The 15,056-nt window shown below is 65.6% G+C and carries 13 protein-coding genes; 6 read left to right on the top strand and 7 right to left on the bottom strand.

Annotated features, from left to right (window positions below; translation table 11 throughout):
• The first annotated feature begins 88 nt into the window (after window positions 1-88).
• Window positions 89-1,153 (top strand): zinc-dependent alcohol dehydrogenase family protein, encoded by a 1,065-nt coding sequence (locus LDH66_RS17105; RefSeq protein WP_226482295.1) that lies wholly within the window; start codon window positions 89-91, stop codon window positions 1,151-1,153.
• 518 nt (window positions 1,154-1,671) lie between these two features.
• Here LDH66_RS17105 and LDH66_RS17100 read toward each other — a convergent pair.
• On the bottom strand, window positions 1,672-1,959 hold the full coding sequence (locus tag LDH66_RS17100) for a DUF5789 family protein (protein ID WP_226482294.1): 288 nt from the start codon (window positions 1,957-1,959) through the stop codon (window positions 1,672-1,674).
• Between the two features lie 159 nt (window positions 1,960-2,118).
• Between LDH66_RS17100 and LDH66_RS17095 the strand changes: the two genes are divergently transcribed.
• Both LDH66_RS17095 and LDH66_RS17090 read left to right on the top strand, forming a co-directional pair.
• Window positions 2,119-2,898 carry a PHP domain-containing protein gene (locus tag LDH66_RS17095; RefSeq protein WP_226482293.1) on the top strand — a complete coding sequence of 260 codons (780 nt, stop codon included), beginning with the start codon at window positions 2,119-2,121 and terminating at the stop codon, window positions 2,896-2,898.
• Between the two features lie 56 nt (window positions 2,899-2,954).
• A complete protein-coding gene (locus LDH66_RS17090; RefSeq protein ID WP_006183007.1) occupies window positions 2,955-3,119 on the top strand; it encodes a DUF6757 family protein in 165 nt (54 codons plus the stop codon).
• 13 nt (window positions 3,120-3,132) lie between these two features.
• Here LDH66_RS17090 and LDH66_RS17085 read toward each other — a convergent pair whose 3' ends face one another.
• From LDH66_RS17085 to LDH66_RS17070, 4 genes are all read right to left on the bottom strand, one after another.
• Window positions 3,133-3,456 carry a 4Fe-4S dicluster domain-containing protein gene (locus LDH66_RS17085; protein WP_226482292.1) on the bottom strand — a complete coding sequence of 108 codons (324 nt, stop codon included), beginning with the start codon at window positions 3,454-3,456 and terminating at the stop codon, window positions 3,133-3,135.
• Between the two features lie 126 nt (window positions 3,457-3,582).
• Window positions 3,583-4,383 (bottom strand): TrmB family transcriptional regulator, encoded by an 801-nt coding sequence (locus tag LDH66_RS17080; protein WP_226482291.1) that lies wholly within the window; start codon window positions 4,381-4,383, stop codon window positions 3,583-3,585.
• Between the two features lie 65 nt (window positions 4,384-4,448).
• Window positions 4,449-4,598: a hypothetical protein gene (locus tag LDH66_RS17075; protein WP_226482290.1), complete on the bottom strand. Its 150-nt coding sequence runs from the start codon at window positions 4,596-4,598 to the stop codon at window positions 4,449-4,451.
• Window positions 4,599-4,731: 133 nt separating this feature from the next.
• Entirely contained in the window at window positions 4,732-5,904 is a 1,173-nt protein-coding gene (locus LDH66_RS17070; protein WP_226482289.1) for an MFS transporter, read from the bottom strand.
• Window positions 5,905-6,334: 430 nt separating this feature from the next.
• On the opposite strand from LDH66_RS17070, the gene hemB reads away from it, so the two are divergent.
• The 3 genes from hemB (at window position 6,335) to hemL (ending at window position 11,220) form a co-directional block, all read left to right on the top strand.
• Window positions 6,335-7,348 carry a porphobilinogen synthase gene (gene hemB, locus LDH66_RS17065; protein ID WP_226482288.1) on the top strand — a complete coding sequence of 338 codons (1,014 nt, stop codon included), beginning with the start codon at window positions 6,335-6,337 and terminating at the stop codon, window positions 7,346-7,348.
• 492 nt (window positions 7,349-7,840) lie between these two features.
• Entirely contained in the window at window positions 7,841-9,481 is a 1,641-nt protein-coding gene (locus tag LDH66_RS17060) for an ammonium transporter (RefSeq protein ID WP_226482287.1), read from the top strand.
• A gap of 392 nt (window positions 9,482-9,873) precedes the next feature.
• The gene (gene hemL, locus LDH66_RS17055; RefSeq protein ID WP_226482286.1) at window positions 9,874-11,220 is read left to right on the top strand and encodes a glutamate-1-semialdehyde 2,1-aminomutase; all 1,347 of its coding nucleotides are present in this window, start codon (window positions 9,874-9,876) and stop codon (window positions 11,218-11,220) included.
• A 43-nt stretch (window positions 11,221-11,263) separates the two neighbouring features.
• On the opposite strand, the gene LDH66_RS23310 is transcribed toward hemL, so the two are convergent.
• Window positions 11,264-11,812: a sensor histidine kinase gene (locus LDH66_RS23310; protein WP_425492968.1), complete on the bottom strand. Its 549-nt coding sequence runs from the start codon at window positions 11,810-11,812 to the stop codon at window positions 11,264-11,266.
• Window positions 11,813-12,550: 738 nt separating this feature from the next.
• Window positions 12,551-14,872 (bottom strand): nitric-oxide reductase large subunit, encoded by a 2,322-nt coding sequence (locus tag LDH66_RS17045; protein WP_226482284.1) that lies wholly within the window; start codon window positions 14,870-14,872, stop codon window positions 12,551-12,553.
• Between the last annotated feature and the right edge of the window lie 184 nt (window positions 14,873-15,056).

Here is a 15,056-nt window from a genome sequence, read left to right as displayed (position 1 = left end):
CCGCTCTGTTCGTCTCCGCTCGCTTCGTTCCGTCAGCCACTGCAACGGAGTGTGACCTATTTGTAGTATGCCATAGACAACCATACCCATGCGCGCAGCAGTCCTCGAGGAACACGGTGAACCGCTGTCGATCGAAGACGTCGACGCGCCCGACCCGACGCCGGACGGCGCGGTCGTCGAGGTCGAAGCCTGCGGCGTCTGTCGGAGCGACTGGCACGGCTGGCAGGGCGACTGGGGCTGGCTTGGCCTCGAGACGCAGCCGGGCCAGATCCTGGGCCACGAGCCGGCCGGACGCGTCGTCGCCGTCGGAGAGGACGTCGAGGGAGTCGCCGAGGGCGACCACGTCGCAGTGCCGTTCAACCTCGGCGACGGGGTCTGTCCGCAGTGTCAACGTGGCCACTCGAACACCTGCGAGAACGTCATGCCGCTGGGCTTCATCGAGGAGGCACAGGGCGCCTTCGCCGAGCAACTCCACGTGCCCGTCGCCGATCACAACCTCGTGGAACTCCCCGGCGGCGTCTCGTCGGTCGACATGGCCGGGCTCGGCTGTCGCTTCATGACGTCGTTCCACGCGCTCGCCCACCGCGCCGACATCGGCGCGGGCGACTGGGTGGCGATCCACGGCTGCGGGGGCGTCGGCCTCTCGGCGGTCCACATCGCCGACGCGCTGGGCGGCAACGTCGTCGCAGTCGATCTGAAAGACGAGAAGCTCGAGAAAGCCCGCGAACTCGGGGCCGTCGAGACGGTCAACGCCGAGGACGTCGACGACGTTCCCGGCGAGGTCACGTCGATCACCGACGGCGGAGCCGGCATCGCGATGGACGCGCTCGGGATCGAAACCACCAGCCAGAACTCCGTGATGAGCCTCGGTACCCGCGGGCAGCACATCCAGGTCGGGCTCACCACCCAAGACGAGCAAGGGATGGTCCACCTGCCGACGGACGCGATGGTCATGCAGGAGATCGAGTTCATCGGCTCGCTGGGCATGCCCCCGACCCGCTACGACGAGATCTTCCGGATGGTCTCGACGGGGAAACTCGAGCCCGAAAAAGTCGTCTCCGAGACCATCGAACTCGAGGACGTCAGCGACAAGCTCGACGCGATGACCGACTTCGAAACGGTCGGCATTCCGGTCATCGACACCTTCAACTAAATTTTGCTCTGCGTTCGAGAGAGCGAAGCTCTCTCGTGACTGAGCGAATCGAAGCTAAGCGGGAACGAAGTTCCCGCGAGGTCAGCGGGACGTACGTCCCGCCAGAATTCGCGAGGTCGTCGGCGCTTCGCGCCGACTGCTCGAGGGACCGAAGGTCCCTCGCTGTCCGCGAGACCGAAGGTCTCGCTTGATGACGAAAGGCGCTTCGCGCCTTTCGAACCACGGGTCGCCTTTGGCGGCCCTCGGCAAAATTTAGTATAAAAGCACTCCTCCCTCCCCTGGCTCGCGGCCTTCGGCCGCTCGCCGTGACGCGGCGCTTCGCACCGCGCTCTCCGGGTCGGTCGTCGGCCCGCTCGCTCCCGTTGGTCGCTCGCGGATGCTAGCGGTAGCCTCTCCGCCAGTGTTGAACGCAAGCAGTCGTACCGAGCGCGCCGTCGGCGCGCTCGGCCTTTTTTAATCGAATTTTTTTGCTCGAGCGGTCGGCCGGAGGCCGACCCGAGAGTAAAAAACTTCGGTCCTTAGAAGGAAACCGCGTCGGGCGAGTACGGGCTGCCGACCGGGGTCGGGTCGCGGTCGCTGTAGCCGACGCGGCCGACGGCCTTGTCGCTGACGGCGGAGTAGACGGCGAAGCGCGCGTCTTCCGCGGTTTCGAAGGTTTCGGGCTCGAGGCGGGCGAGTACATCGCCGACCGTCTCGCTACCGTTCGGGAGTTCGAGGGTGCGATCGCCGTGGTCCTCGATCAGTTCGTCGGTCGTCGCGGGATACTCGTAGTCGTCGATGACCTCGCCGGTGCCATTGAGCAGCATTACGCCCTATCCTCTGTGAACGATAATTATAAACATTGTCCATCCATGTTTCCTAGTAGCACTGGATACCTAATACACCTATTACGCCCCTAGAGATATCGGAAATCCGGGCGCAGACCCGGAGAAACGCCTTTACGAGCGGCCCCGTTCGGTTAGCGTATGCCATATGCGGACTTGCACGTCCACACGACGCGCTCGGACGGCAGCCTCACGCTCGAGGCGGTTCCCGAGGCCGCTCGCCGCGGTGGGGTCGATGTCGTCGCGGTGACGGACCACGATCGGGTCCAGCCGTTCGACGGGCCGGTCGTCGAGCGCGACGGCGTGACGCTCGTCCACGGAATCGAACTCCGCGTCGGGACGCCGGGGGGACAGCGGATCGACCTGCTCGGCTACGGGCTCGAGCCGAGCGCATCGCTCGAGGCCATTCTCGCGAATATTCAGGAAAACCGGATCGAGCGCGGGCGGGCGATCGTCGACTGCGTGGAGTCGCGGCTGGGGATCGATCTCGACGTGACCGTCGACGGCGGGTTCGGGCGGCCACACATCGCGCGAGCGATCGAGGCCCATCCCGAGACCGAATACGACTATCAGGGCGCGTTCGACCACGTCATCGGCTCCGATTGCCCGTGTTACGTGCCCCGAGACGTTCCGTCGTTCGAGACGGGGCGAGCGGCGCTGGCCGAGTCGTGCCGACTCGTCTCGCTCGCGCATCCGCTGCGGTACCGCGATCCAGAGCGCGCGCTCGCGCTGGCGGCCGACCTCGACGCCGTCGAGTTAGAGTACCCGTACGGCCGCGACGTCGACCGCGAGCCCGTCGAACGGGCGATCGAGCGCCACGACCTGCTCGCGACCGGCGGCAGCGACGCTCACGACGAGCGCCTCGGCGTCGACGGGCTCTCTCGGCGGGCCTACGAGCGACTCGAGCTGACAGGCGACTGACCTAAATGCTGGCCGCTAGCGGAGGGTTCAATGCGTCGTGGTCCCAACGGGCGGGTATGAACTGCCACTATTGTGACCGCGAGGCCGCCTTCGCAGCCGAGTCCGACGGACTCAAAGTTGGCCTCTGCGAGGAGCACTTCCGCGAGCGATTACAGGAGCTCGCCGAAGCCGACGGGCTCGAGAGCCTGAAGGAGAAAGTCGACGTCGATCGCGCCGAATAAGCGCAGCGTCTTTTCAGGCCGTTCGTCCGGCGTCGACGTCGATGGCGTCGACCGGACAGACGTCGACGCAGAGCATACAATCGATACACTGCGCTTCGTTCGCGGGATCCGCCTTCTCTTCGCTCTCGGGGTGACCCGGCGTGTCGATCCACTCGAAGACGTCGACGGGACAGTCCTCGACGCAGGCACCGTCGGCGATGCAGATGTCGAAGTCGACGGCGACGTGCGTGCCGTGGATGCCGAGCTCCTCGGGTTCGTCGACGGGACCCCAGACCGAGTGTCCCTCGTGTTCGTCGACCTGGTCGCGGTTCTCGTGGAACTGTGGGTCTATGGCCATTGCTAGCAGATTAAATGAGAGACGCGTACTTAAAAGTGCGTACTCGCTGCAGCCCCTCTCTCGGCGAGATCGGCGGAGCGCGGCAGTTGACGGGGTGCGAGCCGTGTGACGGCGACTCGAGTCGCCTCACTCGCCCGTCGTTCGATCCTCGTCGCGTTCCGCGAGGCGGTCGTCGAGCAACTCGCGGATCCAGACGGCGAAGCCGTGATCGCGGCCGTAGGTCCAGACCGCCATCTCGTTGACCACGTTGGGGAGGTCGCTCTCCTTGATCCCGGCCGCGACGATCGCTTCCTGATCGGCCATGAGCAACTGCGCCGGCCACTCCTGATGGACGTTGTTGGTCGTCTCGAGGTCGGACGCGACGACGACGTCCGCGTCGGGGACCGCCTCCGCGAACGTCTCGCGGGCGTCCTCGGTCGGGACTTCGATGTATACTCTGACGCCGCGGTCGGCGGCCGATTGGAGGCCGTCGAGGATCCGCTGCTCGACGACCTCAGTCGCCGGGATGAGGTAATGGACGATATCCTCGGCTTCCTCGAGGAAGAGGGTGACGCGTTCGGTGACGTGTTCCTTCTGCGTGATCGCCCACATCCCCTCGTCGTCCCGCGAGTCGGGCTCCTCGAGCTGGCCGAGGGCGTTCTCGGCGGCGTTGATCCGCGAGTCGTAGTCCTCGCGAATTCGCCGACACGCCGTGTCGACCGGGACGGCCTTGTACTGGCGGGGTTCGGTCTGCTGGACGCTGACGAGCCCCTTCCGGTCGAGTCGCTCGATCGTGTCGTAGACCCGCGACCGGGGGATATCCGCGACTTGACTGATCTCCTTGGCGGTCCCCTTCGAGATGCGGACGAGCGCCACGAAACATCGAGCCTCGTATTCGGTCAGACCCAGTTCCTCGAGGGTTGTGACCGCTTCCTCGGCGTCTGGCACGGTTGGTTCACACGCCGAAATCGGGAAAGAACGCGGCTTTCTCGCGCCACGCCGTTATATGCTGGCTAGGAGAAGATCCGAAAGGAGGTCCCGCCACAGGGACAGCCGTCGGCGCTTCCGATCGGTCGGACGTCCTCCTCCGAGACCCAGACCGCTAGCGCTCTGCCACAGTCCGTACACCGTGCCGCGCCCTTCCGTCGTGCTTGCGCTTCCATGGGCGTTTTTCTCCCGTTCGATATATAAGTAGACCGTGAGTTCGACGGGAAACAACGGCCGCGTGCTCCAGCCGTGACAACAGCCGGCTCGGCCGTCGGGTATCGTCTCGAGAAGAGCGAGCGGACGGTTCGGTCAGTAGCCGAGCGAGAACAGCCGGTTGACGGCCAGCGCGACGAAGACGAGGGCGAGCAACGCGGCGAGGAAGCCGAAGGAGACGCCCCACCCGAAGAGATCGGCAAGGATCCCGGTGACGACCGAACCGAGTGCGCCGACGAAGCCGTAGACGGTGCGAACGAGCCCGAATCCGGCGCTGCGTTCGGCGGCGGAGAGTTCGTCCATGAACCGCGGCAAGAGCGCTGCGCCCCAGCCGAGACCGATCCCGAGGAGCACGGCGCCGACCGCGACGGCGGCGATTCCCGGAACGGCGACGAACAGCCCGAATCCGGCGACGGAGAGCGCCATACAGGCCGCGGTCGTGACCTCGCGACCGTAGCGATCGGAGGCCGCACCGACGCCGACCTGCGTGATTCCCTGGACGACGAAGTAGCCCCCGAAGACGAGACTCGCCGTCGTCTCGGGCTGGCCGCGGTAGGCGACGAGGAACGTCGGCAGGAACGAGGACGTCGCCTGCCAGACGAAGTCGCCCAGAATGGCGAGGACGCACGTGAACGCGATTTTCGGCCGCGAGAGCAGTTCGACCAGCGGCTCGAGTTCGAATCGCTCGGCCATCGGCTGGTTAGGGCGCTGGGGCTCGGTCGGCCGGACCGACCGGGCGAACAGGACGAATATCGGGACGGCAACGACGGTCCCCACGGCGATGGCAGCCCGCCATCCGTACTGGACGGCGATCCAGGCGGCGAGCGGCGGCGCGACGAGTCCCGCGATCGGACCGCCACTGTTGTGCACCCCGATCGCGGCCCCGATCTCGTCGTACGTTCGGGTCAGCAGCGACGTCGCGACGCTGTAGTGGAGGCCCGCGACGGCCCCGAGCGCGACGGTCGCGACGACGAAGACGGGGAACAGCGGCGCGACGGCGAGGAAGGCGCTCGCGACCGCCGTCCCACCGACGGCGACCAGGATTACGCGGCGCTCGCCGTACCTGTCGGCGAAGACGCCGCTGGGGAACTGCGACAGGAAATACGCCATCCACATCCCCGTCAGCGCGAGCCCGATCACCGAGTTCGAGACACCGAACTCGGCCGTAATCCGGGGTACGACCGGGCTGATCACCAGCCTGCCGGCCATCGTCGCCAGAAAGGCGAGCGTACACATCGCCAGCACCGTCTCCTCGTATCGCCAGCGCATTAATCGACCTCGAGTAGTCCCGTCGTCATCGGTATCGTCACTCGCCAGTCGGGGCGGAAATCCACTTCTCCGTCATCGATCCCGACGGATGAGAGCACTGCTACCGGCAGTCAGCGCCTCGAGTCGATCGAGAAACGGAGACAACCGACGACTCGAGGCACCGACGGAGCAAAGTGGACAGAGGGAGGCGATACGGGAGAGAAGACGGACGAGACCCGATCGGCGGCCGCGAACTCGCCTCGAGACGAAGAGATCCGCGAACACGCGAGTCGCGACACGGGCTGCCTGCACGCCGGCGAGGTCACGGACATCGCCGACGACTGCCACAGGGTCAGTCGTGCGATCAGCGACGCCGTCCGGCGGGATTGCCGAGCCTCGCGTCACTCGTGAGAGCGCGCCGTTTTTGACCCGTCCGTCTATAGGAGGACACATGGATCTCACCCATCGCCCCCGGCGGCTCCGACAGGACCGGGTTCGCGGCCTCGTCAGCGAGACGAGCCTCGAGCCGGCGGACCTCATCGCGCCGGTGTTCGTCGACGCGACGACCGACGAACGAATTCCGATCGAGTCGATGCCCGGCCACGACCGCGTGCCGATCGACGGAATCGTCGCCCGCGTCGAGGAGGTCCTCGAGACGGGCGTCGAGGCGGTCATGCTCTTCGGTATTCCCGAATCGAAGGATCCCGAGGGGAGCCGCGCCTGGGCCGAGGACGGCGTCATTCAGGAGGCGCTTCGTCGAATCACGAGCCAGACGGACGCCTACGTCATCACCGACGTCTGTCTCTGCGAGTACACCGACCACGGCCACTGCGGCCCGCTCGAGGAGGAACTGCGCAGCGAGGACGTCGTCGACGAGAGCGGCCCCGCGTGCGAGCCCACGATGACCGTCGACAACGACGCGACGCTCGAGGCGCTCGAGCGGATCGTCATCTCACACGCCCGTGCGGGCGCGGACATGGTAGCTCCGAGCGGGATGATGGACGGCATGGTCGGGGTCATCCGCGAGGCGCTCGACGGCGAGGGGTTCGAACACGTCCCGATCATGAGCTACGCTGCCAAGTACGAGAGCGCGTTCTACGGACCCTTCCGGGACGCCGCCGACGGCGCGCCGTCCTTTGGCAATCGCCGACACTACCAGATGGACCCCGCGAATTCGCGCGAAGCAATGCGAGAGGTCCGGCTGGACGCCGACCAGGGCGCGGACGTGATGATGGTCAAACCCGCGCTCCCCTATCTCGACATCATCAGCAACGTCCGCCGCGAGTTCGACCACCCCGTCGCCGCCTACAACGTCTCCGGCGAGTACGCGATGCTCCACGCCGCCGCCGAGAAGGGATGGCTCGATCTCGAGGAAGTCGCGACGGAATCGCTGCTGTCGATCAAACGGGCGGGCGCGGACCTGATTCTGACCTACTTCGCCGAAGACGTCGCGGAACGACTGTAGGGTCGCCGGCAACCGAGATCGCTTCGTCGTGTGATCGATTCGCCCAAACCGACCACTTTCTCGCGCGCCGGACGGACGATTAGACGAATGTCAATATCAGCTCGCCCCCGAACGGCGGACGGGCAATATCTGCCGCGCGCGAGCAAATATGGATCGATAAGCCCCATACTGGGTCCGCTTTCGAGGTAATTATCCCGGTTCCGAACGGGTTCGTCGCTCAGTAGTGGTTGACAAACGCGTAGAATATAACCGTTGCTCGAAAAAGACGTGATTTCCAATACCCTTATACACATTATACCTGATTTAGCTTTGAACGGATGACCCTATTACGCCCACAATTTTGTTCGATCGTAAAGGCTAACCCTTAAATGATACAAGTACAACGGACTCTAACGTGATTAGGAGGACGAACATGAACGAGATTGCACTAGAAGAGGACGATCGTACGGTCGATGGGTGTGACAGTGGATGGGAACTCGAGGTGGATGCCTGATGGAGCCGACGCTCTTGCAGGCCGACACCGAGATGCTGACGACGGCGATCAATAACACGTGGATTCTGGTCGTCACGTTCCTCATCTTCTTCATGCACGCCGGCTTCGCCATGCTCGAGGCGGGGCAGGTGCGCTCGAAGAACGTCGCGAACCAACTGACGAAGAATCTGCTGACCTGGAGCGTCGGTGTAACGGTATTCTTCCTCATCGGCGTCGGCGTCGAGAGCGTCGTCGCCGGTGGGAGCTTCGAACCCGCGTTCATGGGAGACGCAAGTAGCTGGATCGGCTGGCTCTACGGTGCGGTCTTCGCCATGACCGCGGCGACGATCGTTTCGGGGGCCGTCGCCGGTCGCGCGAAGCTCCGTGCGTACGTCGCTTACACGTTCCTGCTGGCCGCGGTCATCTACCCCGTCGTCACCGGACTGACGTGGGCCGGCGAGCACATCGCGTACAGCGGCGTCCTGTTCCAGGACTTCGCGGGCGGCATGATCGTCCACGGGATGGGTGGCATCGCCGGTCTCACCGCGGCGTGGGTGCTCGGCCCGCGCATGGACCGGTACAACAGCGACGGGAGCGCGAACGTCATCCCCGGTCACTCGCTGACGTTCGCAGTGCTCGGCACGCTGGTCCTCGCCTTCGGCTGGTACGGCTTCAACGTCGGTACCTCGGCCATCTTCGATGAGGGCGTCTACCTCGGCGATCAGCTCGGTCGCGTCGCCATGACCACGACGGTCTCGATGGCCTGCGGTGCGATGGGTGCCGGACTCGTCGCGTGGCTCAAGACCGGGAAGGTCGACACGCTGTACGTCGCGAACGGCCTGCTGGCCGGTCTGGTCGGCATCACCGCGATTCCCGAAACGACCGCGTGGTGGGGAGCGTTCGTCGTCGGCGGCCTCGCTGGCGCACAGCTGCCGATCGTCTTCGAGTTCGTCGAGCAGTACCTGAAGATCGACGACGTGTGTGCGGTGTTCCCCGTTCACGGGTCAGCCGGGGTCCTCGGAACGCTGCTGTTCCCCTTCGTCGCCGCCCCGGGCGTCGTCGATAACATCGCGAACGCCTTCATCACCCAGTTCATTGGCGTCGTCGTCATCACCGCCTGGACGGTCGTCGCGACCGCCGTCATCTGGTACGCGTTCAAAGCCGCCGGTCAGGCCCGCGTCTCGCCGGAACACGAGCGCGACGGGCTCGACGTCTCCGAACACGGCGTCGACACCTACCCCGAGTTCGGTCAGCCCGACGTCGCCACCGACGGCGGCGACGAGATCATCCGCGCTGACGGCGGCGAGCCGAACGACGGCCAGATCAAGATGGTCATGGCGATCGTCCGCCCCGACCGTCTCGGCGCGATCAAGCAGTCGCTGGCCGAAGCCGGCGCGCCGTCGCTGACCGTCACCAACGTCTCCGGCCGCGGCTCCCAGCCCGCGAAGAAGGGCCAGTGGCGCGGCGAGGAGTACACGGTCGATCTCCACCAGAAGGTCAAGATCGAGTGCGTCGTCGCGGATATCCCGGCCCAGGAGGTCGTCGATGCCATCCGCGAGGGTGCCGAAACCGGCGAGCCCGGCGACGGCAAGATCTTCGTCCTACCCGTCGAGGGCGCGACGCAGATCCGCACCGGCAAGACCGGTCCTGATGCCGTCTAAGTTCGGGTCGCGCGGCCGACCGATCGCGGTCCGCCCGCCGACGGACCGCGACGTGAGATGACTCACGCGGCCCGCGTTCCACGACGGCCTCTGGCAACACGAATCGGCGATTCGACGCCTCCCCGAACGGGGCGTCACGTCGGCCGGGCCCGACCGGCCCGCGGCCGACGCCCAGTGCAGTCCGCTGTGGTTTCGATCGGAGACGCTGTACTGGATTCGATGCGGTTCCGTCCGTTTTTCCGTTTTCTCGAGCGATCAGGACCGACGAGCGTCGCGTGACCGGGTCCGACGTGGCGACTCTCGAGCCCGACGCGTACACGTTCGGCGTTTCGGCCGGCGATTCGGAGCCGAACCTCGGTACTACTTTGCCGTCCGAATGCGAAAGACCGCGCATGACCGAGGACAACTCACGCGAGCTGTACGACCGGGCGCTGTCGGTGATGCCCGGCGGCGTCAATTCGGCGGTCCGCGCGGCGATCGAACCGTATCCGTTCTTCGTCCGGAAGGGTGAGGGCGGCCACGTCATCGACGCCGACGGGAACCGCTACATCGACTGGGTGATGGGACTCGGCCCGCTGCTGTTGGGTCACGACCTCCCCGAACCGGTTCAGGCCGCCATCCAGCAGAAGGCCAGCGAGGGCCCGATGTACGGGACGCCCACGCCGGTCGAGGTCGACCTCGCGGAGTTCGTCGTCCGCCACGTCCCCAGCGTCGAGAAGATCCGCTTCGTCAACTCCGGGACCGAAGCCACCACCTCGGCCGTGCGACTCGCGCGGGGGTACACCGGACGAAACAAGATCGTCGTCATGCAGGGCGGCTACCACGGTGCCCAGGAGTCGACGCTGGTCGAGGGCGACGCCGAGAACCCGAAACCGTCCTCCGCGGGAATTCCGCAGTCGTTCTCCGAGCACACGCTTCCGGTGCCGTTCAACGACGAGGACGCCATGCGCGAGGTCTTCGAGGAACACGGCGACGACATCGCGGCCGTCCTCACCGAGCCCATTCTGGGCAACTACGGCATCGTCTACCCCGAAGAGGGCTATCACGAGTTCCTCCGGGAGATCACCGACGAGCACGGCTCCCTGCTGATCTTCGACGAAGTGATCACCGGCTTCCGCGTCGGCGGCCTCGGCTGCGCCCAGAGCGAGTTCGGCGTCACGCCGGACCTGACGACCTTCGGAAAGATCATCGGCGGCGGCTTCCCCGTCGGCGCGATCGGCGGCCGCGCGGAGATTATCGAGCACTTCACGCCCTCCGGCGACGTCTTCCAGGCCGGTACCTTCTCGGGTCACCCGGTCACGATGGCCGCCGGCCTCGAGACCCTGCAGTTCGCCGCGGAGAACGACGTCTACGACCACGTCAACGGGCTGGGCGACCGGCTCCGGAGCGGGCTGACCGACATCGTCGCCGATCAGGCCCCCAGTTACACCGTCACCGGCACCGACAGCATGTTCAAGGTGATCTTCACGCGTGAGGGACCGGGGCCGAACTCGCTCGAGGAGCAGTGCACAGCCGGCTGCCGACAGGACCCGACCTGTCCGCGCTACGACTACTCGCCGAAGAACGCCGCGGACGTGAAGAACGCCGAGACCGAGCGCTGGCGACGCATCTTCTGGGGGAAGATGAAAGAGCAGGACGTCTTCCTCTCGCAGAACCAGTTCGAGTGCCAGTTCGTCAGCTACGGCCACACTGAAGAAGACGTCGAGGAGACGCTCGAGGCGTACAAGAAAGCGCTGTAGTCGAGCGCAGTGAACGCGAGAGACGGCGACGAACGACGCCGTCTCACTCCACGAGGAGCGCTGTCATCGCAGCGTCTTCGGGCGGTTTCTCGTCCCGTTCGCTCGAGGCCGCGGGGAGTTCGACCGCGAAGCGGCTTCCCTCGGGACCGGTTTCGGTGAGTTCGACGGTCCCGTCGTAGCGGGCGACCAGTCGATCGACCAGATAGAGGCCCAGTCCGTGCGTGCTCCCGCGGCTCTCGACCCGGTCGAAGAGAGCGTCACGCTCCGGTTCGGGGATCCCGGGTCCGTTGTCCGCGATTTCGAACCGGACGGTCTCGGGGCCGGGTTCGACCGCGATCAAGACGCGGGGCGTCGCAGCGTCGTTATGTTCGACCGCGTTCGAGAGGAGGTTACCGAAGATCCGGGCGAGGAGGTCGTCGGCGCGGACGAAGACGCGATCCGGGATCGACGTCTCCACGTCGACCGTCTCCCACTCGGTCTCGAGCTTTCGGACCTCGTCCGCCAGCACGCGAGCGGCGTCGACGGACTCGGGCCGGTAGCTCCCCTCGGTCGTCCGGAGCAACACGCGGACGTCGTCGATCACCGTCGACATCTCCTCGGACTGGTCGATAACGATCTCAAGCCACTGCCGGCTGCGGTCGTCCAGCGCCGACTCCTCCTCGAGCACCCGCGACGCGTAGCCGTCGATGATCGTCGCGGTGTTCAACACCTCGTGACGGAGGATGCTGTTGAGGTAGTCCAGGTAATCGCGCTGTTCCTCGAGGTGTTCCGTCCGGAGGGCTGCGCGTTCGGCGGTCAGGGCGCGTTCGATGGCACGGCCTTCGATACACCCGATGAGTAACCCGGTCCCGGCACCGAAGGCCGTGGCCCACCGCCCCCACGAAACGATGACGCCCCCCGATTCGGTCGGAATGACCGCCATGAGGGCGATGTTGACGGAGAGAAAGGTGAACAGACCGCCGAGCCACCAGCACGCGATGCGCGGGTACCGGGCCGACGAGAGCCGGGACGAACGGAGCCAGTGGCCGGCGTACGTGATCCCGATCAGAAACGGAATCGTCGTGACGACCCCGACCAGAAACTCGCCGTTGAAGACGAGTGCCGGATCGAACGCGAAGAGGAGGCCGATTTCGGCGAGTATCACGAACGACAGTCCCGTTCCGAACCCGATCAGATACGTCGGAATCCGGTCTCCGAAGTGTCCACTGGCGTCCACCGGCCATTGCATACCCTGCTAACGGCGGTCGACGCGGTTAGCGTTTCTGGCCACCGTCCCCGGCCGGCCCGTCGCGGACGGTCCACCGCGCCGAGCCGAAACGTGAATCGGGGGTCAGTCGTCGTCGCTAACCGGTTCGACCGGGTCGCGGTCGCCGAAGATCCGGTCGGCGATGACGTGACCGGTCGTCTCTCCGGCGGTCGCCTTCCGCTGGAAGAGCAGCTTCGCGGTGACGTCCCAGGCGAAGACGACCGCACCCAGGATCAACAGCGTGTCACCGGGCATGCGCAGCCAGAACAGCGTCTGGATCAGTCCGCCGTTGTAGAACTCGAGGCTGCGCGAGGCGGCGTACCCCTCGGTGAAGGCGACCTCGAGCTGGAGGAAGCCGACGGGGAGCAGCGACAGGAACAACATCAGCGCGAGGCCGACGTTGCACAGCCAGAACGACCAGCGCAGCCGCCGGTCGGACCAGTGTGCGTTGCGGGTGGTCACCCGGAGGATGTAGACGGCCATCCCCATCGCGAGGAACCCGAAGGCGCCGAACATCGCGCCGTGAGCGTGGGCGACCGTCAGGTAGGTCCCGCTCTCGAAGTAGCTGATCACCGGCAGGTTGATGAAGAAGCCGATGACGCCGGCCCCGAAGAAGTTCCAGACGGAAGAGGCGACGATGAAGTAGAAGGCCATCCGGTAGGGGAAGTCCTTCCCGGCGGTGTCCATCGCGCGGTACTGTCCCAGCGCCTCGTAGAGGATGAACAGCAGCGGGATGAACTCGAGGGTGGAGAAGACGCTCCCGATGGGGAGCCAGACCTCGGGGAGGCCGGCCCACCAGTAGTGGTGGGAGACGCCGATGATGCCGCTGCCCATGACCAGCGCGGCCTGGAAGATGACGGCCTTCTCGGCGGACTTCTTGGTCAGGAGGTTCATCGAGACCAGCGTCAGGGCGATGACGACGATGATGAAGAACTCGAAGACGCCCTCGACCCACATGTGGACGACCCACCAGCGCCAGAACTCCGTCATGACGAAGTTCGTCTCGGGCGTGTAGAGGAAGCCGGCCATGAACAGCAGACCGATCGAGCCGCCCGCGTAGACGATCATGTGGGCCAGCCCGTAGCGGGGCTCGCGATCCAGCAGCGGCTTGAAACCGCGCGCGACGAGAGCGGTCCAGCCGAGGAAGCCGACCAGCAGCCCGGCCTGCCAGACGCGACCGATCTCGACGTACTCCAGCCCCTCGTTGCCCAGCAGCCACCAGAGCTGGCCGTCGAAGACGTTGTTGATGCCGAGCCAGATACCGGCGAGGCCGCCGACGGCGACGACGAGCAGCGCACCGATCAGGCCCTTGATGTAGAGGGCCTGCTTGCGCGGTTCGTGGCCCGTCAGCAGCGGCGCGAGGAACAGGCCCGCGCCGAGCCACATCGTGGCGATCCAGAGGACCCCCAGGTCGACGTGCCACGTGCGGGCGATCGTCCACGGGAGCCACTGGAGGATGTCGAAGCCGATCAGCTCGTTGAGGCCGAAGAAGCCGTCGCGCTCGATGTAGTAGTGGGCGAGCAGACCGCCCAGGAACGTCTGGAGGACGAACAGCAGCGCCCCGATGAGGATAAATCTGGTACTCAGTAGCTGACTCGGGGTGAGGTCGATCTCCTTCGGATGGGGGATCGAGACGCCCGCGGCCTCCGGTTCGGGGAGTTCGACGGCCTGGTAGAGCCAGATCGCGATCCCGGCGCCGGCGACCAGCAACACCATCGCGATGACGCTCCAGGTCATCACGGCCCCGCCGGCGTCGTTGCCCGCGGCCGGCGAGTACGGGAAGTCGTTCGTGAACGAGACGTCGGTTCCCGGACGGTCGGTGTGGGAGATCCAGGCGGTCCACAGCGCGAAGTCAGCGAACTGCTCGGCCTCCTCCTCGGTCGGAATCAGCCCCTCCTGAACCCCGCGCTCGCGGTCGCCCTCGTGGTACGTCTCGACGTAGTCCTGCCGAACCTGCTCGTGGGCGTACGCTTCCGCCGCGGAGTACTCGACCCGCTCGCCGTCGGTGTACTCACTCGACTGGAGTTCCTGCCGGACCGTCTCGTCGATGCCGGCCCGTTCGGACGTCTCGAGGTCCTCGTAGGCCGTGTCGTACTCCTCTTGCGCGTAATAGTCGCGCATGTACTCTGTCTTCAACTCGAGGGCGTCGGCCGTGTAGTCGACGTCGTAGTAACTACCGCGGCCGAGCATCGAGCCCTGATTCATCAGGCCGTTCTCCTGGAAGACCGCCTTCCCGGACTGGACGTCGTCGCTCGTGGCGACCGTTTCGCCGTCCGGACCGACGATCGTCTCCGGAATCTCCGGTTCGTTCTCGTATGAGAGCCACGCCCCGCCGCCCATGACGACGAGATTGAGGACGAAGATCGCCGCGAGGAACGTGGCGAGTTGCTTTCTGGATATCTGCATGACGAGCGTAACTCGACCCTAATTCACCCTCAAATAACCCGGGAGTTCCTACGATCTGGAAAAAGGGGCGAACCGGTTCGCGACAGCGATTAGGGGAAGGGAGTTCGTAGCACTCCCCGCAACTCGTCCGCCGACCGACGGCGGGCACCGAAATCCGGCCCGCTCTCGGAACCCGAAGGGTCGA

The sequence above is a fragment of the Natrinema amylolyticum genome (assembly GCF_020515625.1).
GTDB lineage: Archaea > Halobacteriota > Halobacteria > Halobacteriales > Natrialbaceae > Natrinema > Natrinema amylolyticum.
This window is presented reverse-complemented; position numbering and strand designations above follow the sequence as displayed.

Bases quoted from the DNA above. Each gene is read 5' to 3' on its own strand.
- LDH66_RS17105 (WP_226482295.1), top strand. From the start codon at position 89: ATGCGCGCAGCAGTCCTCGAGGAACACGGTGAACCGCTGTCGATCGAA.
- LDH66_RS17100 (WP_226482294.1), bottom strand. From the start codon at position 1,959: ATGCTGCTCAATGGCACCGGCGAGGTCATCGACGACTACGAGTATCCC.
- LDH66_RS17095 (WP_226482293.1), top strand. From the start codon at position 2,119: ATGCCATATGCGGACTTGCACGTCCACACGACGCGCTCGGACGGCAGC.
- LDH66_RS17090 (WP_006183007.1), top strand. From the start codon at position 2,955: ATGAACTGCCACTATTGTGACCGCGAGGCCGCCTTCGCAGCCGAGTCC.
- LDH66_RS17085 (WP_226482292.1), bottom strand. From the start codon at position 3,456: ATGGCCATAGACCCACAGTTCCACGAGAACCGCGACCAGGTCGACGAA.
- LDH66_RS17075 (WP_226482290.1), bottom strand. From the start codon at position 4,598: ATGGAAGCGCAAGCACGACGGAAGGGCGCGGCACGGTGTACGGACTGT.
- LDH66_RS17070 (WP_226482289.1), bottom strand. From the start codon at position 5,904: ATGCGCTGGCGATACGAGGAGACGGTGCTGGCGATGTGTACGCTCGCC.
- hemB (WP_226482288.1), top strand. From the start codon at position 6,335: ATGGATCTCACCCATCGCCCCCGGCGGCTCCGACAGGACCGGGTTCGC.
- LDH66_RS17060 (WP_226482287.1), top strand. From the start codon at position 7,841: ATGGAGCCGACGCTCTTGCAGGCCGACACCGAGATGCTGACGACGGCG.
- hemL (WP_226482286.1), top strand. From the start codon at position 9,874: ATGACCGAGGACAACTCACGCGAGCTGTACGACCGGGCGCTGTCGGTG.
- LDH66_RS23310 (WP_425492968.1), bottom strand. From the start codon at position 11,812: ATGTCGACGGTGATCGACGACGTCCGCGTGTTGCTCCGGACGACCGAG.
- LDH66_RS17045 (WP_226482284.1), bottom strand. From the start codon at position 14,872: ATGCAGATATCCAGAAAGCAACTCGCCACGTTCCTCGCGGCGATCTTC.